The organism is Marvinbryantia formatexigens DSM 14469 (assembly GCF_025148285.1).
GTDB classification, from domain to species: domain Bacteria; phylum Bacillota; class Clostridia; order Lachnospirales; family Lachnospiraceae; genus Marvinbryantia; species Marvinbryantia formatexigens.
Map to the genome: position 1 here is coordinate 3,962,052 of NZ_CP102268.1, position 26,038 is coordinate 3,988,089.

Below are 26,038 nucleotides of genomic sequence, written 5' to 3' on the forward strand. Positions count from 1 at the left end.
GAAGGAGAGAAAATGAAACAATTTACCGGACAGAAAATGCAGGGGAGGGATTATATTACCTGCGGAATTTTTAGTTTACTGTGCATGGTGGCAATGATACTGGCGGCTGTTATGAACCTGTCGGGCTATACCGCCATCTTTTATCCGGCGGTGGCGGCGTTTTTTATCGGAATTTTATACGTTATCATAACCGCAAAGGTGCCAAAAAGCGGCGCCGTACTGATTTTTTCTATTGTGCCCTGCATTTATTTCTTCACCAGCGGTCTGCTGGAGGGGCTTATCGGGGCGGCAGGAGTGCTGCTGTTTGCGGGACTGGCGGAGCTGATATTACGAGAAGACCGCCGCAGCCTGCGGCGTGTGACAGTCTCCGGCGTGGTGTATACGCTGTATATGTCCACGTTGGGGCTGGCGGAGAACTTTATTGCAACGGATATCTACTGTGATAACGCGCTGGAGCATGGAATCAACGCGACGGTGGTAGAGCAGATGCGGCATATGTACGGCATAAAGCCGCTCTGGCTGGTCGTTATCGCCGTTACGGCGCTGCTGACCTTTGCCGGAATTCAGACCGGAAAGAGGCTGATAAAGAAGCATTTAAAGAAAGCGGGTATGCTGTAAGATGAAGCTGGATATCAGAACCTATCTGATTTTAACGGTATTATCCGCCACCTGCGCAAGCATGAATACCGATATCCGGGTGGAGACGGGACTGTTTGCTGCGCTGGGGGTGTTGCAGCTTTTATCGGGAAAAGGCGTTTTTATGCCAGGGCTTGCGGCGGCATACGGGGCGATGGTTCTGACGCAGTACCTGCTGCTTCCGCGTATGCCGGAAGCGCTGGCGATGATACTGTCGATGCCGGTGGTGAATATCCGCAGCTTTTTTCCGGTCGTCATGTGCCTGGTGCTCACGTATAAAAATACCAGGGTCAGCCAGATGATCGCCACCTTTACGAAAATGGGGATGCCGAAAGGAGTGACGGTCACGGTGGCGGTTGCCGTCCGCTATATTCCGGCTCTGAAAGAGGAATGGCGGCATATCTGCGACGCTATGCGGCTTAGAAGGGTAACGGCGGGTATCCGGAATCCGTTTCGCAGGCTATCCTGTCTGCTGGAGTGCTATCTGGCGCCGATGTTTGTTTCCTGTCTGAAAACAGCGGACGAACTTTCGGCGGCGGCTGTCACAAGGGGCATTGATAATCCGGCGACGCCCACCTGCCGGAATTACCGGGCGATGGGAGCGGCTGATTATCTGACAATCTCTTTCGCGGCGCTGGCAACTGCCTTTTGTATCTGGAACCGTTATGGAGGATGAAAGAGTGATTACATTTAAAGAGGTAAGCTTTCAATATGAAAAGGACGAGGGGCAGAGGGAGGAGAGCGGCATCCGGGATATGGCGGAAATGCCGCTTTATGAACGCGCCGGGTATGTGGCAAGCGTATTCCAGAACCCGAAGTCCCAGTTTTTTAACACTGATGCAGAAAGCGAGATTGTCTATGGGCTGGAAAACCGTGGGCTTTTGGTGGAGGAAATCGACAGAAGGCTGGAGCGGACGGTGAAGGAGCTTCATCTGGAGCAGCTTTGCACAAAAAGCATGTTTGCGCTCTACGGCGGGGAAAAGCAGCGGATTGCCTTTGCCAGCGCGTTTATTACCGATGCGCCGGTGGTTGTGCTCGACGAGCCATCGGCGAATCTTGACGCAGAGGCGGTGAGGAATATACGCGGCATCCTTGAGAAAATAAAGCGGCAGGGAAAAACCATTCTGATTGCGGAGCACAGGGTCGCGTACCTGAAAGGACTTGCGGACACGGTGTGCTTTATGGAGGAGGGGCGAATTCGCAGGAAATATACGGCGGAAGAGTTTTATGCGTTTAGCGATGAAAAACGGAGGGCAATGGGGCTGCGCTGCCTGATGGAGGAGGGCGGCTTTCCGGATAGTCTCCTGAAGAGGGATGTTCCAAAAAGAGAGACGGTGCTGGAGATAAAGGACCTGACTTTAGCTTACAAAAAGCAGATTGTGCAGGAGCATCTTTTGTTCCGGGCTTCTGCGGGGGAGATTGTCGGGATAACAGGAAGAAACGGAAGCGGAAAAACGACCTTTCTGCGGGCAGTCAGCGGTCTTGCGGCTGTGAAGTGTGGAAGCATTCTGATAAACGGGAAGAAAACGGGACGGCGAAAGAGAAGAAAGCTGTGCGCAATGGTGATGCAGGATGTGAATTACCAGTTATTTTCTGACTGCGTGGAAAACGAATGCTTACTGGGAAATCCGGGGGCTGCGCGGGAGAAGGTGAAGGACATTCTGAGTGAAATGGGGCTTTCGGACTGTCTGATGAGGCACCCGCAGAGCCTGTCGGGCGGGCAGAAGCAACGTCTTGTGATGGCGGCTGCCTGTGTTGCCCAAAAACAGCTTTTGCTGCTGGATGAGCCGACCAGCGGTCTCGATTACCGGAGTATGCAGGCGGCGGGAAGGGCCTTGAAGCGGCTGGCACAGAAGGGGATGCTGATTCTGGTGGTGACTCATGACAGGGAATTTGCAGAGACAGTCTGCGACCGCCTGTTTTTCCTGGAGAAGCGCCGGGAGCCTGCGGATTGTTAATAAAATATCATTTTTTTGCCATTTCGAAAAAAAATCGGGAAATCTTGTTGATTTTATTGATTTATTATGTATAATATGATAAAGGAAGAAGAAAAACTTCCCAATACTATGAAAGAAAGAGGTTAAATGTAAGATGGCAGAGATTAATTTAAGTAAGTATGGCATTACTGGAACAACTGAAATCGTGCACAATCCTTCTTACGAGATGTTATTCGAAGAAGAGACCAGACCGGACCTGGAAGGCTATGAAAAAGGACAGGTAAGCGAGCTGGGCGCTGTTAATGTAATGACCGGTATCTATACAGGACGCTCTCCGAAAGACAAATTCATTGTTATGGACGAGAACTCCAAAGATACAGTATGGTGGACCTCCGACGAATACAAGAACGACAACCATCCGGCTTCCGAGGAAACCTGGAAGGCTGTAAAAGAGATTGCTCAGAACGAGCTGTCCAATAAGAGACTTTTTGTAGTAGACGCATTCTGCGGTGCAAACCATGATACCCGCATGGCTATCCGTTTCATTATGGAAGTTGCATGGCAGGCTCATTTCGTAGAGAACATGTTCATCATGCCGTCCGCAGAGGAGCTTGAGAACTTTGAGCCGGATTTCGTTGTTTACAACGCTTCCAAGGCAAAAGTAGAGAATTACAAGGAGCTGGGTCTGAATTCTGAGACCGCAGTTGTATTCAATATCACAAGCCGCGAGCAGGTTATCATCAACACCTGGTACGGCGGAGAAATGAAGAAGGGTATGTTCTCCATGATGAACTACTATCTGCCGCTGAAGGGCATCGCTTCCATGCACTGCTCCGCAAACACAGATATGAACGGCGAGAACACCGCAATCTTCTTTGGTCTGTCCGGAACCGGTAAGACCACACTGTCCACAGACCCGAAGCGTCTTCTGATCGGTGATGACGAGCACGGCTGGGATGACAACGGTGTATTCAACTTCGAGGGCGGCTGCTATGCAAAGGTTATCAACCTGGACAAGGAGTCCGAGCCGGATATCTACAATGCAATCAAGCGCAACGCTCTTCTTGAGAACGTTACTCTGGATGCAGACGGAAAGATTGATTTCGCTGATAAGAGCGTAACCGAGAATACCCGTGTATCTTACCCGATTGACCACATTAAGAATATTGTACGTCCGGTTTCCGCAGCACCGGCAGCTAAGAATGTAATCTTCCTGTCCGCAGATGCTTTTGGCGTACTTCCGCCGGTATCTATCCTTACACCGGAACAGACACAGTACTACTTCCTGTCCGGATTCACAGCAAAGCTGGCTGGTACGGAGCGCGGCATCACAGAGCCGACACCGACCTTCTCCGCATGCTTTGGACAGGCATTCCTGGAGCTTCATCCGACCAAATACGGCGAAGAGCTGGTTAAGAAGATGGAAGCAAACGGCGCAAAGGCATACCTGGTAAATACAGGATGGAACGGAACCGGCAAGCGTATCACCATCAAGGATACCCGCGGCATCATCGACGCTATCCTGAACGGCGATATCCAGAAGGCTCCGACCAAGAAGATTCCGTACTTCAACTTCGAAGTTCCGACAGAGCTTCCGGGCGTTGACACCGGTATCCTCGACCCGCGCGATACTTATGCAGATGCTTCCGAGTGGGAGACAAAGGCAAAAGACCTGGCACAGAGATTCATCAAGAACTTCGCAAAATACGAAGGCAACGAGCATGGTAAAGCTCTGGTATCCGCTGGTCCGCAGCTTTAATCTGCAACGGAATCCTATAAAGAATAAAATAGCTGTCAGCATCTGCTGACGAAAACCGTTACTGCGGATGAAGGAAGCAGTAACAGATAATCCCGGAGCTGCGGCTCCGGGTTTTTTGTAATAGTGGAGGGAGACAAATGATTACTTTTGACAAAAACAATCTGCAGTGGACGAGAGAGCCGCAATCCTTTCGGATAGAGGAGGAGAGGATTGCAATAACGACAAAACCGCACACGGATCTGTGGCAGAGAACGTATTATCATTTCCGGAATGACAACGCGCCGGTGCTGCAGATGGAAACAGATGAGAAATTCTTTTCTTTTATTGTAAAAACGGATTTTACAGAAAGTCATCACCGCTTTGACCAGTGTGGGATCGTGATGTATCTGGACGGAGAAAACTGGCTGAAGGGGTCGGTAGAATATGAAAATGAGCACTTCCAGCACCTGGGCTCTGTTGTGACAAATGCGGGTTACTCGGACTGGGCAACCACGGAGATTCCCGCTGATGTGAAAATTATGTGGTACCGCTTCAGCCGCAGGGAGGACGATTACTGCATCGAATGTTCCCCGGATGGAGAGCATTTTCACCAGATGCGTGTGTGTCATATGCACAAAGGCGGCGGGAAAATCCGCTTTGGCATTTATGCCTGCAGTCCGGAGGAATCCTCCTTTACAGCGGTGTTCTCCGACATGAAGCTGACAGAATGCGCCTGGAAGGCGCACGACGGACAGGCACCGGATGAAATGTAACATGATTTAAAAAACTGGCACAGGACAGAGGCTGATGGCGGGAGAACGGACAGCGATTCTTATGGAAAAGTGATTTATGTGGAAAGGATGACAGGAAGGTGGATATATGGAAAGCAGATTTGGAAAAATGATATCCGGAAAAGCATTCCGGAGGATATTCGTGATTGCCGCGGCACTGCTGGATTTTTACAGTATGTTCCGTCTGGGGTATGCTGTGTGGCAGATATGGGATGTCCGGCTGTACATCCCGCTGTTTGTTTTTGCAGCCTGTATGCTGGTTCTTGCTGCAGCGGTGCAGCGAAAGCACAGTCATTCGCGGCGGTACCGGCAGGGAGTGTGGCTATCCGGTATTTATATTTGCCTGCTGGTTTATTTCCTGCTTTATCTGGCAGTAGCGGACGTAGTTTCTGCCGTATGGAATCTGCTGGCGCATACGTCCGGGGTAAACGGGATACTTGTAGCTGCCGCTGCCGCCGCATCTGCCCTGACGGTGATATATGGCGTGCTTCATGCCGGAAAGTTAAAGACGGTAAGGTATTCTTTTTCTGTTGGCAGAGGAAAAGATGATTACAGAATTGTCCACTTAAGTGATTTGCATTTTGGCGTGATTATTGGCCCGGCACATATGGAGCGGGTTGTGAATGCGGTAAATGAGCTGAAGCCTGATATGGTGGTGATTACAGGCGATATTTTTAACAGTGCCTATTTGGAGGAATGTGTTGACTGTGATAAGATTGCGGAGCAATTTCGCAGACTGCAGACGAAAGATGGAGTATTTGCCATCCTGGGGAATCACGACCCGGACAGAAAGAATCCGGCGCTGAATGAATTTATAAAAAAGGCGGGCATCCGGCTCATTGATAATGAGGTGGCTGCTTTCTCCCGGTTCTATCTGGTCGGAAGAACCGGTATCATTGACAAAGGAAAAGAGCGGATGACGCTTGAAAGCCTGCTTCAGAATATAAACAGGGAGAAGCCTGTCATTGTTCTGGATCATGACCCGCAGGAAATCCGGGAGGCGGCTGAATGCAAGGCGGACCTTGTCTTGTGCGGTCATACACACAGGGGACAGTTTTTCCCGTTTACATTATTTACAAAATGGGCAAACGGGAAAGAGTATTTTTACGGATACCGTATTTATGGGAACGGGAGAACGCGGGGCGTGATATCAGCCGGCACCGGTTATTTTCAGCTTCCGGTGCGGGTCGGGACAGACAGTGAAATCGTCTGTCTGGATATGAAAATATGATTTTTTACAGCGAAAGGATTCTGGGAGATGAATCAGCGGTGGGAGAAGTTCGCAGAGCAGGTGTTGATATTGGCGTCATATTTTATCCTGTTAAATATTCTTGTGCGAGAGTACCTCTGTTCCGGAGAAACGGAAACCAAAGTCCTCCTCAAAATTATCTTTTCATTCTGCGTGACACAGCTTACCTGTTTTCGATGTAAAAACAAGCCCGAAATAAAAATATGAAAGTTTTTCTAAAATAGATGCTTGACAGGAATCCGATTTCAGATTATAATGAATCCGAAATCGGATTTTAGGAGGCGGGATGCTTGGATGTAAAAGAAGGAAACGAACTGAAAGAATTTAATATGCTTTATAAGGAGGTAGACGAACTATATCACAGAATTGCACTGGAAATAGGACTGTCTGACAGCGCCTTTTTTATCTTATATTCGATAGTTGAATTTGGAGATGGATGTCTGCAAAAAGATATTGCGGACCACTATTTTATCAGCCGGAAAACAATCAATTCTTCCATTAAGAATTTGGAATCGAATGGCTTGATTGAGTTAAAAAAGGGAAAACGGCGGGATATGCACATATATCTCACGCAGGCAGGGCAAAAATTTGTGGAAGAAAAAATGATGCCGGTATTTGAACTGGAAAACGGTGTGTTTGAAGAATTTACCGGGGAAGAATGCCGGCAGCTTATACAACTGACAAAGAAATACGTCATGTTGTGCCGTGAAAAGATAAAAGAAACATATCATTTGTCATCGGAGGACTTATAGCCGCAGCTATAAAGTCGATTAGAAGATGTCGGGTGCGCTCGGTTAAAAATGACCGGGCGCATATTTTATTTACGCGAGCAACGAGCCAAACGAATATGCTTGCATATTCACTTGGCGACTGCTGCGATAACGAGCAAAGCGGGCTTCAGATTATTTTATACGAGGAGGATTTTAGTATGCAGATTATTACAATCAGCCGTGAGTTTGGAAGCGGCGGCAGAGAATTAGGAAAACGTCTTGCAGAATTATTGCATTACGATTATTACGACAGGGAAATCATTACTGCTATTGCAGAGAAAAAGGAGATGAATGCGCAGTATGTGGAACAGACTCTGGAAAATCATGGGTGGCGCAGCATCCCTTTAACATACCGGCACTCTTTTGCCGGTATCCAGACCTTACAGCAAATGCAGATCGAGCTGCTGATAGAGCAGAGCCGCATCATTAAAGAAATTGCCAGAGCAGGGAAAGACTGTGTGATTGTAGGCAGAAATGCAGATGTGCTACTTGAGGAATATAAACCTTTCCGAATTTTTGTGTGTGCCGGGATGGATGCTAAGATCCGGCGTTGTATCGAACGCTCAGATAAAAATGAGGCGTTATCTCGAAAAGAAGTGGAAAGCAATATACGGCGCATCGATAAGAACAGGGCGAAAACCTGCGAGATGACCACAGGCAGCAAATGGGGCGATTGCAAATCCTACCATCTTGTGATCAATACTACAGACTGGAATATCAAAGAATTAACACCGGCAGTTGCAGAGTTTGTTTCCTGCTGGTTTGGGAGGTAATTTATGCACATTCAGATTTCAGACCACTTTAATTATAATAAGCTGCTGCGTTTTGCGCTTCCCTCCATTATCATGATGATTTTTTCATCGCTATATAGCGTTGTGGATGGTTTTTTTGTATCGAATATTGCAGGGAAAACATCTTTTGCAGCAGTCAATCTGATCGTACCTGTCATTATGATCTTGGCTTCCAACGGTTTTATGTTTGGGGCTGGCGGAAGTGCCTTAATATCAAAAACAATGGGTGAAGGAGATCATGATAAGGCACAGCGCCTGTTCTCTTTGTTTGTATATTTTATTGCAATCAGCGGGATTGTGATTTCCGTTGTGGGCTTTATTTTTATACGCCCGATTGCCGTTTTGCTGGGCGCGGACGGCGTGCTTTTGGAGGACTGCGTATGCTACGGACGGATTTTGCTTTGCAGTATGCCTTTTTATATGCTGCAGTTTGGTTTCCAGAGCTTTTTTGTGACTGCTGGGAAACCCAATATGGGGCTTGTGGTAACGCTGATATGTGGTATTATAAATATGATTTTGGATGCGCTGTTCATGGCGGTTTTCTCGTGGGGGATTGCCGGTGCGGCTCTGGCAACCGCAGCCAGTCAGATACTGGGCGGAATCATACCGCTGATTTACTTTGGCAGGGAAAATACAAGCCTGCTTCGTCTGACAAAGACAGGGTTTGACGGGAAAACCCTGTTAAAAGCCGGCACTAATGGCTCTTCTGAATTGATGACTAATATTTCTACTTCGGTTGTAAGTATCCTGTATAATGCCCAGCTTATGAAATACGCAGGGGAAAACGGGATTGCCGCATACGGGGTACTGATGTATGTCAATATGATTTTTGCCGCTATATTCCTTGGGTATTCCACCGGAACCGCTCCAATCGTGAGTTATCATTTCGGCGCAAAAAATCATAGTGAAACAAAAGGGCTGCTGAAAAAGAGCATCCTCATTATCACTGTTTTTTCGGTATGTATGTTTGTCCTGGCTGAGATTCTGGCAGCGCCTCTGTCCAGAGTTTTTGTAAGTTATGATGCGGAGCTTCTGGCAATGACAATCAGGGCTTTCCAGATTTTCTCCTTTTCATTCCTGTTTGCCGGTATTGCAGTCTACGGTTCCGCTTTCTTTACTGCATTAAACGATGGGCTGGCTTCCGCAGTCATTTCTTTCCTCAGGACGTTGTTGTTCAAAATACTTGCAGCCCTGATCCTGCCTGTTTTTATGGGAATCGACGGAATCTGGACATCGATTGTTGTGGCGGAAGTGGCTTCCTTTTTTGTGACGATTTTATTTATTCGTCTGAAAAAATCAAAATATCACTATTAAGAGGTGAAAATAACTTATGGACAGAATTGACAATTTATTGGAGAAAACCTGTTATATCATGGACTTCCTTCCCGAACAGGTAAAAGAAAACGCAGGAGGACAATTTTTTGACGTGGAAAATTATCTGATAAACAGCGATAAGTACACGGCCTTTGTGGAGAAATTTAAGGGTATCATTTTGAAACTGATGTGTTATTATCATACATCTATCTTCTGGAATAAGTGGGTTGATTATCCCAGGCCGGAAAAGATTGCAGAAATCATCAGTGAAATGTCAGAACATCATTCGGGGACATTAAATGTGTTATTCCCGCAGGAAAATACACTTCTGGTCTTTGAATGGGGCGACTTGAATTTGTCCGTATATAATCCGCCGGAACAGGTACAGACAATTATGAAAAAATTAGCTTCCTCCGAAAGCCTGTTCTGGCGAAAGATATAAATACTTAAAAAGTGCAATCGATGGAAATAAGGGTTTCCGCGAAGCCTGCTTCGTAGGAAGAGGACGGAGCTTTTGTGCCTGCATGAAAGCGAGATTATTAGTAACAATATAATGAATATTATGAAACAGAATGGAAAAAAGCAGATTGACCTTGCAGACTATCTTGGTGTGTCTAAGCAGGTTATAAGCAAGATGCTTACCGGTGGCAGGATGATCAATGCAATTGAGCTACAGAAGATTTCGGAGTTTCTTGGCACTTCCATGGAGAATCTGGTTAAGCGTCCAGAGGTATTTCAAGAAACTAATGCCATAAAGGCATTTATGGGTAAGGTGGAAACCCAGGAAGCAAGAGATGGACTTGGAATTGCAGATGAGATCGCAAATCTTATTTGTTTTTATGCGCGCACCCGTGAGAATGCAGAGGAAATGATGAAACCGTGGGAGGCTTAGAATTATGTGCCGAGTTTTGGATAATAGTCTTTTTGTTAAAGACAGAAAGAAATATATAAAAATAAGTGAATGTGCAACAAGTTTCAATTCACTCTATAATAAAAACAATATTATTCAGGATGATATCTTCAATGTGTTGGAGAATTATGTGGCACGCCATGATATGCCATTTGAGATGCTAAGATATCCTATTGAGGATACGGATTTGTGTGCATGTACTTTTATTCGCAAGGGACGTATGTTTGTTATGATTAATTCTGCTTTGCCATTATCAAAGCAGATATTTGCTGCAGCACATGAACTGTATCATATTTATTGCTATTTTGAAGAGCATAATTCTGAATTGTTACAATCTGGATCAATTTTGGCATCTAGTATTATAGATGAAGAAGCAAAAGAGATTGAGGATATGGAAGCAAATGCTTTTGCTGCTATTTTATTGGCTCCAAAGGAACGACTTGATGAACAAACAGATGTGTACAATTTATCATATAAAAATATTTCTGTGCAAACTATTCTTAAGATAATAGACATTTTTGCAATTCCATATAAGGCGGCAGTAATTCGCCTTTTGGAGGAAGATAGGATTGATGCAAAAGATGCAAAGAAACTTTTGCAGGTCACTGAAGAAGAGATTAGCAAACAAATGAAACTCACGGGAAAAGCTGCACGGTGGCAGGAAATACATAAGGATTTTGTTAGATTTGGAAGTTTATCAGAATTGATGTATGACGTTGAGCAGATGGATGCAGTTCGTGATGAGCGGTTGTCAAGTGATAAGAGCAGATTAACTGAAATTATGAAAAACTTAAGAAAACAGTGAGGTAGTGCCTATGGGAATAGACAAAAGATATGCCTTGCTGGATACTGACTTTTTGTATAAATCACATTTGGCAAGAAACGCCAAAAATTATACACTGACAGACTTATATATTTAGAATTACTAGAAACGAGTTGCGATACTTTTAATGCAAATTTTTATAAACAGTACTACGGTTCGTTGAATGAGATGGAAGACTTGAACGATGTTGAGGCATTTTTGGCGGCATTAAAGGAATGTGATGATAATGTTCCGCATAAAATGGGTTTGGGTGAGAAAAAGACCTATGTGTTAATTCAAATGATGGAGATTATGCATAGCAATCGGGTGTATGTATTTTGCTCAGATGATTTTAAAGCAAGACAGAGTATCGCAAGTTTAGAAACACCGGTTCATTGTATTAGTATATTAGGTGTTTTCTATAAGCTGATGAAGATGGGAAAGGAAAAATCTGAAATGCAGGAATATTACGATCATCTGGCTGCATTTTTGAAAAAACAGACGGAATATAAGGTTTGGTCTATATCTGGTCACCAACGAGATGGTGTGCCAATTCAGCAAGTATTTGATGAAATGTATGATGAAAAATTTCAGATGTTGCGGAATGGAGATTTGAAATACATAAAGTAAAGTGTCTGTTGACATGGGAGTAAGCCTTGAGGGAGTAATCCTTTAGGGCTTTTCTTATGCAGAAATTTATGGAAGGAGGGGATTCCAATGGCAGGTAGAAAGCCAAAGCCTGCAGCGATTAAGGAACTGGAAGGCAATCCAGGTGGAGGAAGAGCTGGGAGAATGTTACTTCTCAGCTTGGAGCATATACGGTGCTTGCTAATGCGAAGGCTATGGTGGAGAAGCATCCGGGATATGAAGTGTATGACTGGAATGGTAAGCAGGGTTATCCTGAGGTGGCAGAGGGTGGCTCTGGAGATGGCATGAGTAATACGGATTGTCCGTTTATAGTGAAGGTAAGTATCCCGGATTTGAATATCAGGAAGGGTGCCGGAACGAATACGGATAAGACGGGTGCTTATACTGGTGTGGGAGTGTTTACTATCACCCAAGTAAAGAGCGGTAGTGGCTCAACACTTGGATGGGGTAAATTGAAATCTGGATTAAGCTGGATTAGCCTGGACTATTGTAAACGAGTTAACTAACACGCTGCTTTGGGAAACGGATGATTTTGTCATTATCTTCGAGATCATCTGCTTCCTGGATTTCAACATATTCTGCAGCAATGATTTTAGATGCCCTGGTTTCAAAAACAGAGGATGATTGAGCTGTTCTTATTATGGGGGATTGTAATTATTCGTATTTTAGTTTTAATTCTTCAATCCATGTTTCAATGGATTGTGCAAGAACGAATTGTTGTTGCAAGACCGCTAATCCTGTTTGTGGGATTTCGGGTACATTTTCTTTCACTTTCAAATTTTCTTCCAGATATGACTTTAGTGTTTTTACATTGGCTTCAATATCTGTTAGACATTTTATTTGATTTTCTGGCGAAAGGGCATCCAGGTTGACAATGACCGCATTAAAATCCAAGAAGATTTGAATAGGCTTTGCGGATATTTCAAACATAAGATTTTCAAGCTGCTTTTCGCCCGCTTCTGTTAAGGAGTAGATTGCCTTTTCTGGCATTTTTCCCTCTTTGACTATGCTACTTGAAATGTATCCCTTTTCCTCTAACTGGATAACTTTTTTATAGATTGACGGAGTGCTGATTTTTACCCATTTTGATATGTTACGGTATTCAACCAATTTTTGGATGTCGTAAGCACTTAGGGCTTCCTTTTTCAGCATTCCTAATACGATTAAATCTATTGTTGCCATGATATTCTCCTTTCTCTATTGACAACTACTATAATTTATAGTAGTATATACAACGCAGTTTTAAATGCTGTAATTTATACTACTATACTTTATATTTAAAGTCAAGAAAAGGAGTGTTAATTATGAATCAACAAAACAAGAAAATGCAACTATTAGGTAACGCACCTATCCCTCAAGCCCTATTAGCAATGGGTATCCCGACAATGATTGGAATGTTGGTAAACGCATTATACAATCTGGTGGATGCTTATTTTGTTGGAGGATTGGGAGAGAGCCAGATGGGAGCAATTTCAGTTGTGTACCCATTAGGACAGGTTGTGGTTGGTTTAGGGCTTCTATTTGGAAATGGGGCAGCATCCTACATTTCCAGATTGTTAGGACGCAATGATAAGGAAAAGGCAAACCAAGTTGTCAGTACAGCCTTATATAGCAGCGTTTTTGTCGGGGCAGTTATGATTATCCTGTCTGTCATTTTTCTAAAGCCGATACTAAGTATTTTGGGAGCGACAGAGAGTATTTTGCCCTATGCGGTCACATATGGAAGTATTTATATTATTTCCTGCATCTTCAATGTCTTTAATGTCACAATGAATAATATCGTGACAAGCGAGGGAGCAGCAAAGACGACCATGTGCGCTCTGCTGATGGGAGCCGTACTGAATATTGCATTAGACCCCATATTTATTTATGTACTGGATTTGGGAGTGGCAGGAGCCGCCATTGCTACTGCAATTTCACAGGTAGTATCTACTCTGGTGTATCTATTTTATATTTTTGAAAAGAAGAGTGTATTTGATTTTAAAATAAAGAATTACTGCCTTTCAAAAGAGGTTGTATCGGAAATTTTTAAGATTGGTATTCCAACGCTTGTGTTCCAGATATTAACAAGCCTTTCCATTTCTATCATCAACAATGCGGCGGCTGATTATGGAGATGCTGCAATCGCAGGAATGGGAGTTGTGACACGCCTTGTTTCAATGGGAAGTCTGACAATATTTGGTTTTATTAAAGGCTTTCAGCCAATCGCAGGGTACAGCTATGGGGCGAAAAAATTCAACCGCCTGCATGAAGCAATTAAAACCTCTATTATCTGGTCAACCGTGTTTTGTGTTGTTTATGGATTGATACTGGCTTTATTTTCAACGTCCATCGTGTCACAATTCGCAAGTGGCAATCTGGAGATGATTAAAGTAGGGGCAAGCTCATTAAGGGTAAATGGAATTTCTCTCATGCTGTTTGGCTTCTATACCGTATATTCCTCATTATTCCTTGCTTTAGGAAAAGGAAAAGAGGGCTTTATTCTCGGAGCTTGCAGGCAGGGAATTTGCTTTGTGCCAGTTATTCTCGTTCTTCCTATGATATGGGGACTGAATGGTATTCTGTATGCTCAGCCAGTTGCAGATGTGCTTTCGGCTATTATTACGGTATTTATGGCTATCCATCTTCACAGAGAATTAAATGAATCAGAAAAGCAAGCGGCTATTGCAGGAACTAATGAAGTACATTAAGGAGATGTTTTATGCAAAATGAAAAATGGGTACTTTGCCCCGTTTGTGGAAACAAAACACGGATAAAAATAAGAGAAAATACGGTACTTCTTAATTTTCCTCTTTTTTGTCCGAAGTGCAGGCAGGAACAGCTTATAAATGTTCAGCAATTAAAAGTAACTATCATCAAAGAGCCAGACGCACAGACGCAGAGCCGATGAATTTGTGAGAGATAAACTCACAGCTCATTGGCTCTTTCTTTTTATACAGAATAGGTTGGATAAGCCCACCGAATAAAAAAACGGAGCTTCGGTGGGCAGTTTTGTCATGCCTATATGAGAAATCCCCCATTCTCTGTTTTGAGTTTGGAGGGATTTTCTTTGTGTTGGTCTAAACCAGACCACCGCTTGATACAAATAGCGGTTTTATACATAGCATCATGTAAAAATAAGGATGATGCGTTAAAAAAAGCCATGCCCGTGCATGGAACTCCTATACCCACAAAGTAGAAGCTAAATATCTACAAAATAGAAATAGATACTCTTATAATCGTAAAGGTGTGACAGCCTTTACGGTTTTTCTTTTGTCGTTTTTTGCAGAACTCTGTAAAAGGCAGATTTGCGGCGTAGGCTGCCGTTTCCCCCCCCGGCCAATCTGGATTTTCAAAAAATTCATATTGATTGGAGGAAACAAATATGGCTTACAACAAAGCCAAAGAAGAAAGAAAATGGCGGCTCTGGAAAGAAGCCGAGGAAAAGAAATTGCGGAGAATTTAGGTGTCAGCGAGGATACCATAGAACGGCTCCGTATTCACGATTGGGCAATATTTAATTCTGACAGACGGTACTATGAGAAGTTGCAGGAAGCAGGTACATATCTGGAAGAAGTTGCCGAGAGTGCCCCGCAATCCGGGGTAAAGACGGTTGATGATTTTCTGGACAGCATCGAAAATGACCGTCTTTATGAAATTTTAATTGAAGTGGACAGGTTTAAAGAAAAATTGAAAAAATTTTTGAGGTAGAGGGGAATTTGACGGTTTCCCATCGGCTACTGGGTGAGAGGACAAAATCCTCCCGCCCAGTTTTCCTTGTGTGGCGAAAACGGGACTGTTCCTTGACAACCGAATACTCATTCGCCAAATACTTCCTCTTTGTGATTGTGATGAGCATAAGCGTGTGCAGCGGTACGCCATGACCTGCCAAATGGCAGCGAGCGATGAAAGGTGGTGAGCCAGTCTTTACCGATTCAAAATATCGGGCAGCTCTCGATTTCGCCATGACCCACAAAGAGAATAATGGTACTCCCGTCCAGTCACAGTCCGAACGGTATCCAACCCGTCACAGGCAATGAGGGCGGCTCTGTCAGAACGACAGTTGAGGTGGAACTCCTGTGGTGTCAGTTCGCTGCTGACCGTTTGGCGACTTCCCATAGCATTTCGGGGCGTCGAGGACAAATTGAAATGCTTTTATCATGATGCCAGATGCAGGGTGGTCTATGGAAACAGAGAATTGTTTATGCTCTCCTAACCTTAATTACTTCCTTGTGTCTGGCTGTTACATAGGCAGGATGTACCTGCCTAAATTCTGATGGGAGGTCAGACACTTATAGAAAGAATTATTAAGCGTGGCGACATTTATTATGCAGAGCTTAACCCTGTTATCGGCTCGGAGCAAGGCGGTACACGCCCTGTACTTATCATCTTGAACGATACAGGAGACAGGCACAGCCCTACCGTAATTGTTGCTGCAATTACAAGCAAATTGTATTCTAAAGCAAAATTACCAACTCATGCTGCTGTTAAGGATTCAGAAATTCTTGAAAAAAATTCGGTTGTTCTGCTTGAGCAAATCCGTACCATTGATAAGCAACGGCTAAAGGAGTTTGTAGGAACTTCTTGATAAAGGTTTTCTTTTATCTGTAGATAAAGCGTTAGCTGTTAGTATAGGGTTTCATTACGTTGATGAGGAGTATAAAGGAGCAAAATAATAATGTAGTGGTACAGATTATTTTATAAAAGGATTCATGTTTATGGCGGAACAGACACAGGTTGAAATAAAGGACAAATTTTGTTTTACTGTTGACGAAGCATCTGCTTACTTTAATATAGGAGAAAAGAAACTAAGGAAGATTGTCACGGATAATTTAGATACTGGTTTTATTATTCAAAATGGAGTAAAGTTTTTGATAAAAAGAGAACAGTTTGAAAATTCTTAGAAGATGTAACAGCGATTTAGAAATTAAAAGAGGAAAAAAGGGTAATTTCATCGGACGGCTGTTGGATATTTCCTTTACGAGTGCCGTCAAAATTTCAAGATAGAAAAAGAGCTTTGCCTATGGTATACTACAATATATCGTGGCAGGGCTCTTTTTCATATGAAAGGAGCATCGAAATGGGCGGAAAAAGACGAGACAGCAAAAAACGTATTCTTCGCAATGGAGAGAGCCAACGCCAAGATGGACGATATGCGTTCAAATACATTGATGCAACTGGTAAACCGCAATTTGTTTACAGTTGGAAACTGGAAAAAACAGATAAAACACCACAAGGGAAACGAGATGACATCTCGTTAAGGAAAAAAGAGAAGTTGATATTGAAAGATATTGACGATGCGATTGTTCCTTGTGGTGGAGAAATGACAGTGTTAGAACTGGTTAGGAAGTATCTGTTACAGAAAACAGGTGTACGGCATAATACCGAAGCTAATTATAACTTTGTTGTGAATATCATCAAAAAAGAGGACTTTGGTAAAAAGAGGATTGACAAAGTTAAATTGTCAGATGCTAAGTGCTGGCTCATCAAATTACAGAAAGACGGGCGTGGGTACAGCACAATCCACTCAGTTAGAGGTGTTGTCAGACCTGCATTTCAAATGGCAGTTGATGATGATTTGATAAGCAAGAACCCATTTGAATTTCAGCTTGCTACTGTCGTGGTTAATGATAGTGTGACAAGGGAAGCGCTTACAAGAAAACAGGAACGGGCATTTTTAGAATTTTTGGAAAATGATAAGCAGTTTTGCAGGTATTATGAGGGAATCTATATCCTGTTCAAAACAGGGCTTCGTATTTCTGAATTACAAATAGAAAGAAGCTGAAAGTTGAACCTATGATAGATGGTAAATGTGGTTTCTTATATTTGGACAAGAACGATATGCCGATGGTGGCTTTGCATTGGGAGAAATACTTTCAACATATTTGTGAGAAGTATAACAGTATTTATAAAGTGCAGATGCCTAAAGTTACACCGCACGTTTGTAGGCATAGGCATACCTTTTGTTCTAATATGGCAAAAAGCGGCATGAATCCAAAGATATTACAGTACCTCATGGGACATTCAGACATGGGCTTAACCTTAAATACTTATACACACATCGGATATGACGATGCGAAAGAAGAGTTAAAACGGGTGTCAAACGCCGAGTAGTAAAATAGCTATATTCCTCTTAAGTTACTACTTTTGAGGGAAAAGATATGCGAATTTATGCTACAATATGCCACAGACAGAAGATAAATGCAAACAAGAAAAAATGCCGAAAAATCAAGAAAATCCAGTAAAATCAAGGAGTTTAAATATATGATAAAAGTATTATTTGTTTGCCACGGCAGGATCTTGAAAAGTCCCGGAAAAGCCTGTAAAATCAATGGCTTCACGGCTTAAAAGGCATTTACTATACCACTACTGCACCATTTTGATTGGGGCAAGAGCCTTGATATGACAAGGGAAAGTGGAAACGAGATGAGATTTGCATTATTGTAGAATTTTGAGGAATATTTTGTTATGATATGAACTGGGTAGACGGCTTCTACCCAATTTAACCGGGAGGGTATTGCATGGAAAATATCGTGACAGGTGATTTTTTCGATAGGGTATTAGAAGTCCTTAAAAAAGCCAGAGAACAAGCAAAAATGGCACTAAATATTTCTATGGTCTATTCCTACTATGAAGTAGGACGGATGATTATAGAAGAAGAACAAAACGGGAAACAGAGAGCTGAATATGGGAAAGCTATTCTTAAAGAATTATCAAAGCGTTTGACAGAGAGCTTAGGAAAAGGATTTTCTGTGGAGAATCTGAAATTGATGCGTAGATTCTATGTAGTATATTCCCAGGATCAAATTGGGCAGAATGTGTCTACCCAATTTGAAAACTTGCCTGTAACAAGAGAAGGGAGAAAATTTTTTCTAAGTTTTTCGCACTATGTATTACTTATGCGTATTCCTAATATAGATGAACGGCATTTTTATGAAATTGAGGCAGTTCGTAATGGATGGGGCGTAAAGGAACTGGGAAGACAATATGACAGTGCATTATATGAACGATTAGCATTGAGTAGAGATAAAGAGGGCATAAAGCGATTATCAGCGGAAGGACAAATAATTGAGAAACCTGAAGATTTATTAAAAGATCCATATGTATTGGAGTTTACAGGTTTACCGGAACTTGCAAAATATTCAGAAACGGATTTGGAAACTAAGATAATTGATCATTTACAGGAGTTCCTGTTGGAATTAGGACGAGGATTTACTTTTGTTGGACGACAAGTAAGATTCACTTTTGAAGATGAACACTATAGAGTGGATTTAGTATTTTTCAATCGCTTATTGCGCTGCTTTGTGCTTTTTGACTTGAAGATTGGACGACTGAAGCATCAGGATATAGGACAGATGCAGATGTATGTGAATTATTATGACCGTAAAGTAAAGTTGGAAGATGAAAATCCGACAATAGGGATTTTGTTATGCAAGAATAAGAATGATGCTGTTGTTGAGATGACGTTACCAGAAGACAATAATCAGATATTTGCAAGCAAGTATCTAACTGTGTTGCCTAGCAAAGAGGAACTGAAGAAGTTGATGGAAAGTGAAAATTAAAAAAGTGCAATTATACTTTAGAAATGGTTGAAGAATGTTCTTGTCAATTCAAAGAGCACGAAAATGATTAAGAATTTTTTAGGAACAGAAGAAAGAGGTATTGCATGAATCAGAGAGGATTTAATGATTATATCAAAAATATGGGGTTGGGAAATTACCCCCCTTTAATTTATATACTGCAGAGAATGAACAAGAGTATGCGGATAAACTATTTGTTAGAGCAGATAATTACGATTCAATAAAAAGCAGTTTTGAGGGTAATAGGAGTATTATAGTGAGGGGGAATAGAGGAATTGGAAAAACTGCACTTCTTTTTGAATTGCAAAGAGGAGTGAATGCCCAAGAGCATTTTCTTTGTATGATTGATGATTACTCTATGTTAAATATAGAGCCCAGTATAGAAGAATACTATAACTTACTTATTCGAAACATGGCGGCCTGTTTGTTTGAATATCTGATTGGCAATGCGAAAAAACTTAAGAGATTAAGCCAAAATGAACGAATTTTTCTATCTATGATATTAAGTCAATATACTACTTCGACGACGAAAAATATATTGGCGCAGAAAATTGAAGCCATACAATTATCAAAACCTAAGAAAATAATAAAAAAGTATATTAATTTAATCCGGTTTATTATAAATTATGGACTTACCGCAGGAACAAATATAGTAAATGATGTTTTGAGAAATTATTATACGTGGCTTCCACCTGTAGAGGAGAACGGAATAAAAAATCTTCTTCCCACAATTAATTTAGATACCGATATAGAATTTGAACGAATTGATGCATCCTATAGCTTGATTATTCAATTATGCGATATATTGAAAAAATTGGATACAGTAGAATTACTATTATTTTGGATAAGTTCGATGAAGATGGTAGAATGAAAAATAATGCAGAAACAGTGTCAAAATTTTTTCTTCCTTTGTTAACGGATAATAAGATACTTGAAAATTCAAATATTCAACTTATTATAAGTGTTTGGAAAATACCGTTTAGAAGAATATTAACAGAAGTTAGAACTCAAAAACATTTTTGCCCGTTATTGTCATGGTCGATGGAGGCGTTAGAAAAGGCTTTGAGTCAAAGATTGTTGGTATTTAGTGATGGTAAAATAGTAGATTATAAATCTTTATTTGATGAGAGTGTTCAAAAGGAAAGTATTGATGAAATTTTTGAATTATCTAATGGAAATCCAAGAGATTTGTGGCATATTTTAAATTGCATATTTATGAAACAATACGAAATAGATTCAAATAGTGATAAGATTTCTGAAAATTCGATACGGAAAGGTATAGTAGAATTTGTGAAGGGATTTAATTTTTATGAATATTATCCGCGTAATCCAAAAGCAAAGTCTAATTCGATAGATATATATAGTTACATAAAACATTTGCAGAAATTAACCACAATAGAATTTACGAAAAACCAAATGAATATACAAGCTAATACAGGAAGTTCTACCAATAATTATGTGGTTGGCATGGAGAATATTGGATTAGTTGTAAACACAGGAAAAAAATAATGGTGGGGTTTTATATAAGATAAATGATCCAAAGGTTATTTACGCAATAAAGAATGGCATCGAAATATCTAAGAAATAGTTTTACTACACCATTTTTGAAAGAGCCTTGAAATGACATAAAAATATAGAGATATGATAGGCGGCAGCTTTCTAAGAGCAAGAAAGCTGTCGCTTGCTTTATGTGCTAAGAAATTATGTTCCTTGTGTTAATGCTCATGTGCGGTAGAGAAGCAACAACAAGAACAAGGCAAGGACAGCCCGTCCTACCGCTATTCCGTAAATAAAAGCAAAATTCATAAGAAACAAAAATAGTAGTTGCATTAACCCAGCATAGAGATAAAACGAGATAATGCTGGATTAGAATTTTTCTGTCCCCATACTGCATGGGAAAAAGCAATTTCATTCTCTCCCTCTAATGGTATGCAAATCAAATTCATTTCATTTTGCCATCGCTTTGCAATAAACTCAGGGACGATTGAGATTCCAATACCGGACGAAACCATAATAGGTATTGTATCAATATCCTCTTGCCGGATAAAATTGGGCATATATCCTGCACCTAAAAATTGTTGTAGTATTTTGGATATATCTTCTTCCAACTGTTCGTCGGTATTATTGGTAATGATTGCTTCTGTTGCGAGTTCTTTTCTGCTTATCCCCGTCCGATAAGACAGAGGATGGCGATGCGACATTGTAACAAAAAGTGGATGCCTGCAAATAAGATGGCTGTTCAATTCGGGATGCAATACGCTGTCAAATCCCACCAAAAATATAATATCCAATTCTTTATCATTTAACTTGTCAAGCAGAGCAACGGGGTTTTCACGGGTAAGTGACACATTTACTCCGGGGTTTTTCTCACAAAAGCACTGTATAACATTCGGAAAATCAGAGGCTTCATATCCTTTGATAAATCCAATTCGTAATATTCCAGATACACCCATCGACACAGATAAAATTTTTTCCTTTGCTTGGACAATTCGGGAAAGAATGGCCTCTGCTTCATGGATAAATACGCTGCCTGCGGGTGAAAGCTCTACTTTTCGTTTGTCACGGATAAAAAGCTCCGTTTCTAATTCCTGTTCAAGTGATTTTATCTGTTGTGTGATGGCTGATTGTGAAATGTAATTCTTTTCAGCGGCTTTTGTAAAATTGCAGAGCCTTGCTGCATCTAAAAAATATCTAAGCTGATTTATATTCATGTAGCGCCTCCAAATCATTAGCATTTACTTATTGTACAATGCGATTATCGAATTAGCAAGTCTATATTTGGTCTGATATAATAAGAAAAAACTTAGAAAAATAAAATTGGAGGTAACTATGGAAACACAAATCGAAAACAAAATGGGAGTCATGCCAGTCAACTCCCTTTTGCTAAAAACAGGGGCGCCCTTAATCTTTTCAATGCTGATTGGTGCTCTGTATAATGTTGTGGACAGTATGTTCGTTGCAAGGTTAGGTGAAAATGCTTTGACATCTGTATCGCTGGCATTTCCAATTCAAAGTATTGTTATCGCCTGTGGTTCTGGTATCGGTGTTGGTATCAGTTCTAATCTCTCAAGATTTCTTGGTCAAGGGGAAAAGCAGAAAGCAAATGCGGCCGCACGAAATGGTCTGCTTGTCGGCGGAGCAATTTATATTTTTTTCCTGCTCTTTGGTATTTGGGGAATCAACTGGTTTTTCAAAATCCAAACCGATATTGCGGAAATCATAGAAATGGGAAGTAACTATTTGCGCATTATTTCCCTCTTATCATTTTTTCAGATCTTTCAGATTATTTTAGAACGGCTTTTGCAATCCACCGGGAAAAGTATTTACAGTATGTATACACAGGTACTGGGGTGTATCGTTAATCTGATTTTAGATCCTATCATGATTTTTGGGTTATTTGGATTTCCTGCTATGGGTGTAACTGGTGCAGCATTGGCAACAATGATTGGCATTTTCTGTGGCATGGTGTTTGCACTGATTTTGAATATTACCAAAAATAAAGAGATTGCTTTTCTTACAAAGGAAAAACTATTAAGTTTGGAAAGAACAAAAGAGATATGCACAGTTGGTATTCCGACTGTACTTATGCAATCCATGTCCGCTATTTTATCGTTTGGTGTAAACAAAATACTGCTCTCGTATTCTGTAACAGCAGCAGCGACATTTGCAATCTTTTTCAAATTGCAGACATTCGTTTGTATGGCGATTTTTGGATTGGATGCTGCGTTGATTCCGATTGTTGCATATAATTATGGAGCAAAAAATTTGGAGCGAATTAAAAAAGCAATATTCCTGAGTGGTATCTATTCTACGTTGATTGGAATGATTGGAACGATTCTGCTGTTTACACTTCCGGAAACTTTTTTGAAAATGTTTGATGCTACGGAAAAAATGCTTGCAATCGGTATTCCTGCAATCAAAATCATGAGTATTTCTTTCTTGTTTGCGGGACTTGGCATTATGGTAAGCTATGCGTTCCAGGGCTTTGGAAAGGGTATTGCAAGTTTGATTATTTCTGCACTTCGTCAATGTATTATCCTGCTTCCACTTGCGTGGTTGTTAAGTAAATTTTGGGGCGTATATGGTGTTTGGTGGTCGTTTTTGATTGCAGAGGCGATTACAGCAGTGATTGCTTTTATCTGGTTACGCATTGAAGAACGGAAGCTGGAAGAAAAACTTTATCATCCGGTGGGTAATGATGTATAGGGAGGTGTTCACATTATGAAAAATCGAAATATTACAATTAGCCGTGAATTTGGCAGTGGAGATGATCGCCACCGCCAATGCCAGAAGCATTGAGGAAATCAAGTCGTTTCTAAGCCGTCAGAAAGAAACCTACAAAGTGCCGTATGAAACCCATCCGGCAGACCGGCTTCGTCAATGCGTGTTCGGAGGAACCACCAACCGGCAGGACTTTCTTCCCCGTGACCGCACCGGCAACCGGCGCTTTATTCCCGTGACCGTGTACCCGGAACGGGCGGAGGTTCACATACTGGACGATGAAGCGGCGGCGAGGGCGTATATCAGCCAGATGTGGGCGGAAGCCATGACGATCTACCGCAGCGGGAAATATAAGCTGTCATTCAGCGCAGAAATGAACGCATACTTAAAAGCCCACCAGCAGGATTTTATGCAGGAGGACACGCAGGCCGGTATGATCTACGCCTATTTGGAGGACTACACCGGCGACAGGGTATGTTCCAAACAGCTTTACGAGGAAGCATTGGGGAACAGCAATCCCCCGGCAGAGTGGGAAACACGGGCGATCTGCGAGATTATGAATACCGGCATTGCAAACGGCAGCATACAGGGCTGGACGGCCTACAAAAGCCCTAAGAGATATAAGAAGTACGGTTCACAAAAAGGCTGGGAGCGTGTCAACCAGTCCCCAGCGGACAAGGCCGGTTTTCGGGAGATCACGGAGGAAGAAGCCCGGCAGATGGAGCTTCCATTCTGAAAAAAGCCCCCGGTTGACAGTTTGGTTGACGTTTCGGTTGACAGTCGGTTGACAAGGAAAAGCTTGATATTCCGGTCATTTCTCCTCTTTGTCAACCATGTCAACCAAGAAATCAAAGAAAAAGTAAAATAGAATAATAGAGCGCCTGTGGATTGTTTTCAAAGTCTTTTGTGCCGGTTGACACGGTTTGGTTGACATTGAAACAGCCTGCGTCACACCAGCCTGACATTGCCTTGTCGGGCATATTTCATTTGCGCAGGCAATGAGCCAAGCGGATATGCTTGCATATCCATTTGGCGACTGCTGCGACAACGATAGTTATGGAGGTAAATGCCTATGAAAGAAATTCCCATCTGGGAAAAGAGCAATCTTAGCCTGGAAGAAGCAGCAGCCTATTCCGGGATTAGAGTAAACAAACTGCGGGACTTTACAAACGATTAAAATTGTCGCTTTGTCTTGTGGGTAGGAAATAAACGATTGATTAAGCGCCGCCTGTTCGACCAGTACATTGAGCAGGCGTATTCAATTTAAGGCTATCTTTTGCAAATAAGTGATGTAAAATCCGGTCTTGATATGATACAATGAGTGTGTCATATCAAGGCTCTTTCTATCACGGAAAGGAGTTTGACAATGTCCGAAAAACGCAAAGACAATAAGGGACGAATCCTGCGGAAAGGAGAGAGCCAGAGAAAAGACCTAATTTATCAGTACCGATACACAGACATTCGTGGAAAGCGGCAGACCGTTTATTCTTCTGACCTGAAAGAACTTCGGGAAAAAGAAAAGGAAATTCAGAAGCAGCTTGACGATGGTATTGACTATGCGGCGGGGAAGATCACTGTAATTCAGCTATTGGAACGCTATATCAGTTTGAAGCAGGGTGCTCGATATAACACCAAAGCCGGGTATAATTTTGTGTTGAACCTGATTAAGAAAGAAGATTTTGGATACCGTCAGATTCGGGATATTAAAGTATCGGATGCCCAGAAGTGGATTATGAAGCTCCACAGCGACGGCAAAGGGTACAGCATGATTACAAGCGTCAAGGGCGTTGTCAAACCGGCGTTTCAGATGGCTTATAACGAAGATATTATCCGAAGAAACCCTTTCGACTTCAAACTGGTGGACGTTGTTTCCAATGATTCGCAGAAGCGTATTGCCATGACTGACGAGCAGCAAAAAATCTGGATGAACTTCATTCGGGAGGATAAAACCTATTGCAAGTATTATGATGAATTTGTCGTGCTACTGGGAACCGGGATGCGTGTCAGTGAATTTTGTGGATTGACAAAGAGCGATCTTGACTTTGAAAATCGCAGAATCTGTGTTGATCATCAGCTTGTCCGGGAACGTGGCGGCAAATACTATGTGGAGAAAACCAAGACTGAGTGCGGTATCCGCTTCATTCCAATGACTGATGATGTGTACCAAAGTCTGAAAAATATCCTTGCCAATCGCCGGAAAATGAAAAAGGAGATTATCGTGGACGGGTACAGTGGCTTCATTCTGATTGACAAAGACTGTCATCCGAAAGTGGCGCTGCATATCGAGAATGAAATGCGGTGGGCGATGAAGAAATATAAGAAGCTGCATCCAGAACAGCCCTTTCCGCATATTACCCCTCATGTGTTCCGCCATACGTTCTGTACGAATATGGCAAATAAGGGTATGGATATTAAGACTTTGCAATATCTGATGGGATATTCTGATGTAGGTGTTACGCTGAATGTCTATACTCATGCCAGCTATGACCGGGCTGCCCAGCAGATGGCAAAAATCGTTGATTTGAGCGAGCAACGAGGAAAATTCGCTGCTTGCAGCGGAATTTGACGAGTGCCGGACAGTGAGGGATTTATTCTTCATGCAAGCAGATTGACACGCTGGAACAGCGGAGAAAATCAGGTTGATTGTACACCATTTTACTACACCAATTACT

28 protein-coding genes and 2 pseudogenes are annotated in these 26,038 nt (G+C 42.1%); 28 read left to right on the forward strand and 2 right to left on the reverse strand.

What is annotated here, in order from left to right:
• Positions 1-12 precede the first annotated feature (12 nt).
• The 14 genes from NQ534_RS18445 to NQ534_RS18510 all read left to right on the forward strand — a co-directional run bounded on the left by NQ534_RS18445 (position 13) and on the right by NQ534_RS18510 (position 12,092).
• Positions 13-618: an MptD family putative ECF transporter S component gene (locus NQ534_RS18445; protein WP_157200751.1), complete on the forward strand. Its 606-nt coding sequence runs from the start codon at positions 13-15 to the stop codon at positions 616-618.
• Position 619: 1 nt separating this feature from the next.
• Positions 620-1,312, forward strand: coding sequence for an energy-coupling factor transporter transmembrane component T family protein (locus NQ534_RS18450; protein ID WP_006863435.1), 693 nt, complete (start codon positions 620-622; stop codon positions 1,310-1,312).
• Positions 1,313-1,316: 4 nt separating this feature from the next.
• On the forward strand, positions 1,317-2,594 hold the full coding sequence (locus NQ534_RS18455) for an ATP-binding cassette domain-containing protein (protein WP_050778356.1): 1,278 nt from the start codon (positions 1,317-1,319) through the stop codon (positions 2,592-2,594).
• 133 nt (positions 2,595-2,727) lie between these two features.
• Positions 2,728-4,332: a phosphoenolpyruvate carboxykinase (ATP) gene (gene pckA, locus NQ534_RS18460; RefSeq protein ID WP_006863433.1), complete on the forward strand. Its 1,605-nt coding sequence runs from the start codon at positions 2,728-2,730 to the stop codon at positions 4,330-4,332.
• 137 nt (positions 4,333-4,469) lie between these two features.
• Positions 4,470-5,084, forward strand: coding sequence for a DUF1349 domain-containing protein (locus NQ534_RS18465; RefSeq protein ID WP_006863432.1), 615 nt, complete (start codon positions 4,470-4,472; stop codon positions 5,082-5,084).
• 106 nt (positions 5,085-5,190) lie between these two features.
• Positions 5,191-6,333, forward strand: coding sequence for a metallophosphoesterase (locus NQ534_RS18470; protein ID WP_006863431.1), 1,143 nt, complete (start codon positions 5,191-5,193; stop codon positions 6,331-6,333).
• A 308-nt stretch (positions 6,334-6,641) separates the two neighbouring features.
• Positions 6,642-7,103: a MarR family winged helix-turn-helix transcriptional regulator gene (locus tag NQ534_RS18475; RefSeq protein ID WP_006863429.1), complete on the forward strand. Its 462-nt coding sequence runs from the start codon at positions 6,642-6,644 to the stop codon at positions 7,101-7,103.
• 95 nt (positions 7,104-7,198) lie between these two features.
• Positions 7,199-7,894, forward strand: a complete 696-nt coding sequence (locus NQ534_RS18480) for a cytidylate kinase-like family protein (protein WP_006863428.1) — start codon at positions 7,199-7,201, stop codon at positions 7,892-7,894.
• Positions 7,895-7,897: 3 nt separating this feature from the next.
• Complete coding sequence (locus NQ534_RS18485; RefSeq protein WP_006863427.1) at positions 7,898-9,226, forward strand: MATE family efflux transporter; 1,329 nt, start codon at positions 7,898-7,900, stop codon at positions 9,224-9,226.
• Between the two features lie 16 nt (positions 9,227-9,242).
• Positions 9,243-9,668: a hypothetical protein gene (locus tag NQ534_RS18490; RefSeq protein ID WP_006863426.1), complete on the forward strand. Its 426-nt coding sequence runs from the start codon at positions 9,243-9,245 to the stop codon at positions 9,666-9,668.
• Between the two features lie 120 nt (positions 9,669-9,788).
• Positions 9,789-10,118, forward strand: coding sequence for a helix-turn-helix domain-containing protein (locus NQ534_RS18495; protein WP_242655393.1), 330 nt, complete (start codon positions 9,789-9,791; stop codon positions 10,116-10,118).
• Positions 10,119-10,122: 4 nt separating this feature from the next.
• On the forward strand, positions 10,123-10,941 hold the full coding sequence (locus NQ534_RS18500) for an ImmA/IrrE family metallo-endopeptidase (RefSeq protein WP_006863424.1): 819 nt from the start codon (positions 10,123-10,125) through the stop codon (positions 10,939-10,941).
• A gap of 195 nt (positions 10,942-11,136) precedes the next feature.
• Positions 11,137-11,568, forward strand: coding sequence for a hypothetical protein (locus tag NQ534_RS18505; protein WP_040784594.1), 432 nt, complete (start codon positions 11,137-11,139; stop codon positions 11,566-11,568).
• Between the two features lie 191 nt (positions 11,569-11,759).
• A complete protein-coding gene (locus NQ534_RS18510; protein WP_006863422.1) occupies positions 11,760-12,092 on the forward strand; it encodes a hypothetical protein in 333 nt (110 codons plus the stop codon).
• 148 nt (positions 12,093-12,240) lie between these two features.
• Here the strand turns inward: NQ534_RS18510 and NQ534_RS18515 are convergent, their stop codons facing one another.
• Positions 12,241-12,768, reverse strand: coding sequence for a PadR family transcriptional regulator (locus tag NQ534_RS18515; RefSeq protein WP_006863421.1), 528 nt, complete (start codon positions 12,766-12,768; stop codon positions 12,241-12,243).
• A gap of 122 nt (positions 12,769-12,890) precedes the next feature.
• Between NQ534_RS18515 and NQ534_RS18520 the strand changes: the two genes are divergently transcribed.
• From NQ534_RS18520 to NQ534_RS18560, 10 genes and pseudogenes are all read left to right on the forward strand, one after another.
• Positions 12,891-14,276, forward strand: a complete 1,386-nt coding sequence (locus NQ534_RS18520) for an MATE family efflux transporter (protein ID WP_006863420.1) — start codon at positions 12,891-12,893, stop codon at positions 14,274-14,276.
• A gap of 11 nt (positions 14,277-14,287) precedes the next feature.
• Positions 14,288-14,476 carry a cysteine-rich KTR domain-containing protein gene (locus NQ534_RS18525; RefSeq protein ID WP_006863419.1) on the forward strand — a complete coding sequence of 63 codons (189 nt, stop codon included), beginning with the start codon at positions 14,288-14,290 and terminating at the stop codon, positions 14,474-14,476.
• A 338-nt stretch (positions 14,477-14,814) separates the two neighbouring features.
• Positions 14,815-15,276: a hypothetical protein gene (locus NQ534_RS21975; RefSeq protein ID WP_006863418.1), complete on the forward strand. Its 462-nt coding sequence runs from the start codon at positions 14,815-14,817 to the stop codon at positions 15,274-15,276.
• Positions 15,277-15,841: 565 nt separating this feature from the next.
• Positions 15,842-16,241: pseudogene (locus NQ534_RS18535) on the forward strand (type II toxin-antitoxin system PemK/MazF family toxin).
• Positions 16,242-16,283: 42 nt separating this feature from the next.
• Positions 16,284-16,469, forward strand: a complete 186-nt coding sequence (locus NQ534_RS18540) for an excisionase (RefSeq protein ID WP_040784591.1) — start codon at positions 16,284-16,286, stop codon at positions 16,467-16,469.
• 176 nt (positions 16,470-16,645) lie between these two features.
• Positions 16,646-17,350: a site-specific integrase family protein gene (locus NQ534_RS18545; RefSeq protein ID WP_330371637.1), complete on the forward strand. Its 705-nt coding sequence runs from the start codon at positions 16,646-16,648 to the stop codon at positions 17,348-17,350.
• 11 nt (positions 17,351-17,361) lie between these two features.
• Complete coding sequence (locus NQ534_RS21980; protein WP_006863414.1) at positions 17,362-17,679, forward strand: tyrosine-type recombinase/integrase; 318 nt, start codon at positions 17,362-17,364, stop codon at positions 17,677-17,679.
• Between the two features lie 407 nt (positions 17,680-18,086).
• Positions 18,087-19,127 (forward strand): PDDEXK nuclease domain-containing protein, encoded by a 1,041-nt coding sequence (locus NQ534_RS18550; RefSeq protein WP_006863412.1) that lies wholly within the window; start codon positions 18,087-18,089, stop codon positions 19,125-19,127.
• A 274-nt stretch (positions 19,128-19,401) separates the two neighbouring features.
• Positions 19,402-20,016 (forward strand): hypothetical protein, encoded by a 615-nt coding sequence (locus NQ534_RS18555; protein WP_006863410.1) that lies wholly within the window; start codon positions 19,402-19,404, stop codon positions 20,014-20,016.
• On the forward strand, positions 19,941-20,654 hold the full coding sequence (locus tag NQ534_RS18560) for a P-loop ATPase, Sll1717 family (protein WP_416388639.1): 714 nt from the start codon (positions 19,941-19,943) through the stop codon (positions 20,652-20,654). The genes NQ534_RS18555 and NQ534_RS18560 overlap by 76 nt, the downstream gene beginning before the upstream one ends.
• Before the next feature lie 320 nt (positions 20,655-20,974).
• Here NQ534_RS18560 and NQ534_RS18565 read toward each other — a convergent pair whose 3' ends face one another.
• Positions 20,975-21,856 (reverse strand): LysR family transcriptional regulator, encoded by an 882-nt coding sequence (locus NQ534_RS18565; protein WP_040784590.1) that lies wholly within the window; start codon positions 21,854-21,856, stop codon positions 20,975-20,977.
• 118 nt (positions 21,857-21,974) lie between these two features.
• Here NQ534_RS18565 and NQ534_RS18570 point away from each other — a divergent pair, with 118 nt between their 5' ends.
• The 4 genes and pseudogenes from NQ534_RS18570 (at position 21,975) to NQ534_RS18585 (ending at position 25,932) form a co-directional block, all read left to right on the forward strand.
• A complete protein-coding gene (locus NQ534_RS18570) occupies positions 21,975-23,351 on the forward strand; it encodes an MATE family efflux transporter (protein ID WP_006863407.1) in 1,377 nt (458 codons plus the stop codon).
• A gap of 58 nt (positions 23,352-23,409) precedes the next feature.
• Positions 23,410-24,102 (forward strand): annotated as a pseudogene (locus NQ534_RS18575) (VapE domain-containing protein); the annotation flags it as partial.
• 336 nt (positions 24,103-24,438) lie between these two features.
• The gene (locus NQ534_RS21985) at positions 24,439-24,543 is read left to right on the forward strand and encodes an excisionase (protein WP_465220232.1); all 105 of its coding nucleotides are present in this window, start codon (positions 24,439-24,441) and stop codon (positions 24,541-24,543) included.
• Between the two features lie 189 nt (positions 24,544-24,732).
• Positions 24,733-25,932, forward strand: coding sequence for a site-specific integrase (locus tag NQ534_RS18585; RefSeq protein ID WP_006863404.1), 1,200 nt, complete (start codon positions 24,733-24,735; stop codon positions 25,930-25,932).
• Positions 25,933-26,038 lie beyond the last annotated feature (106 nt).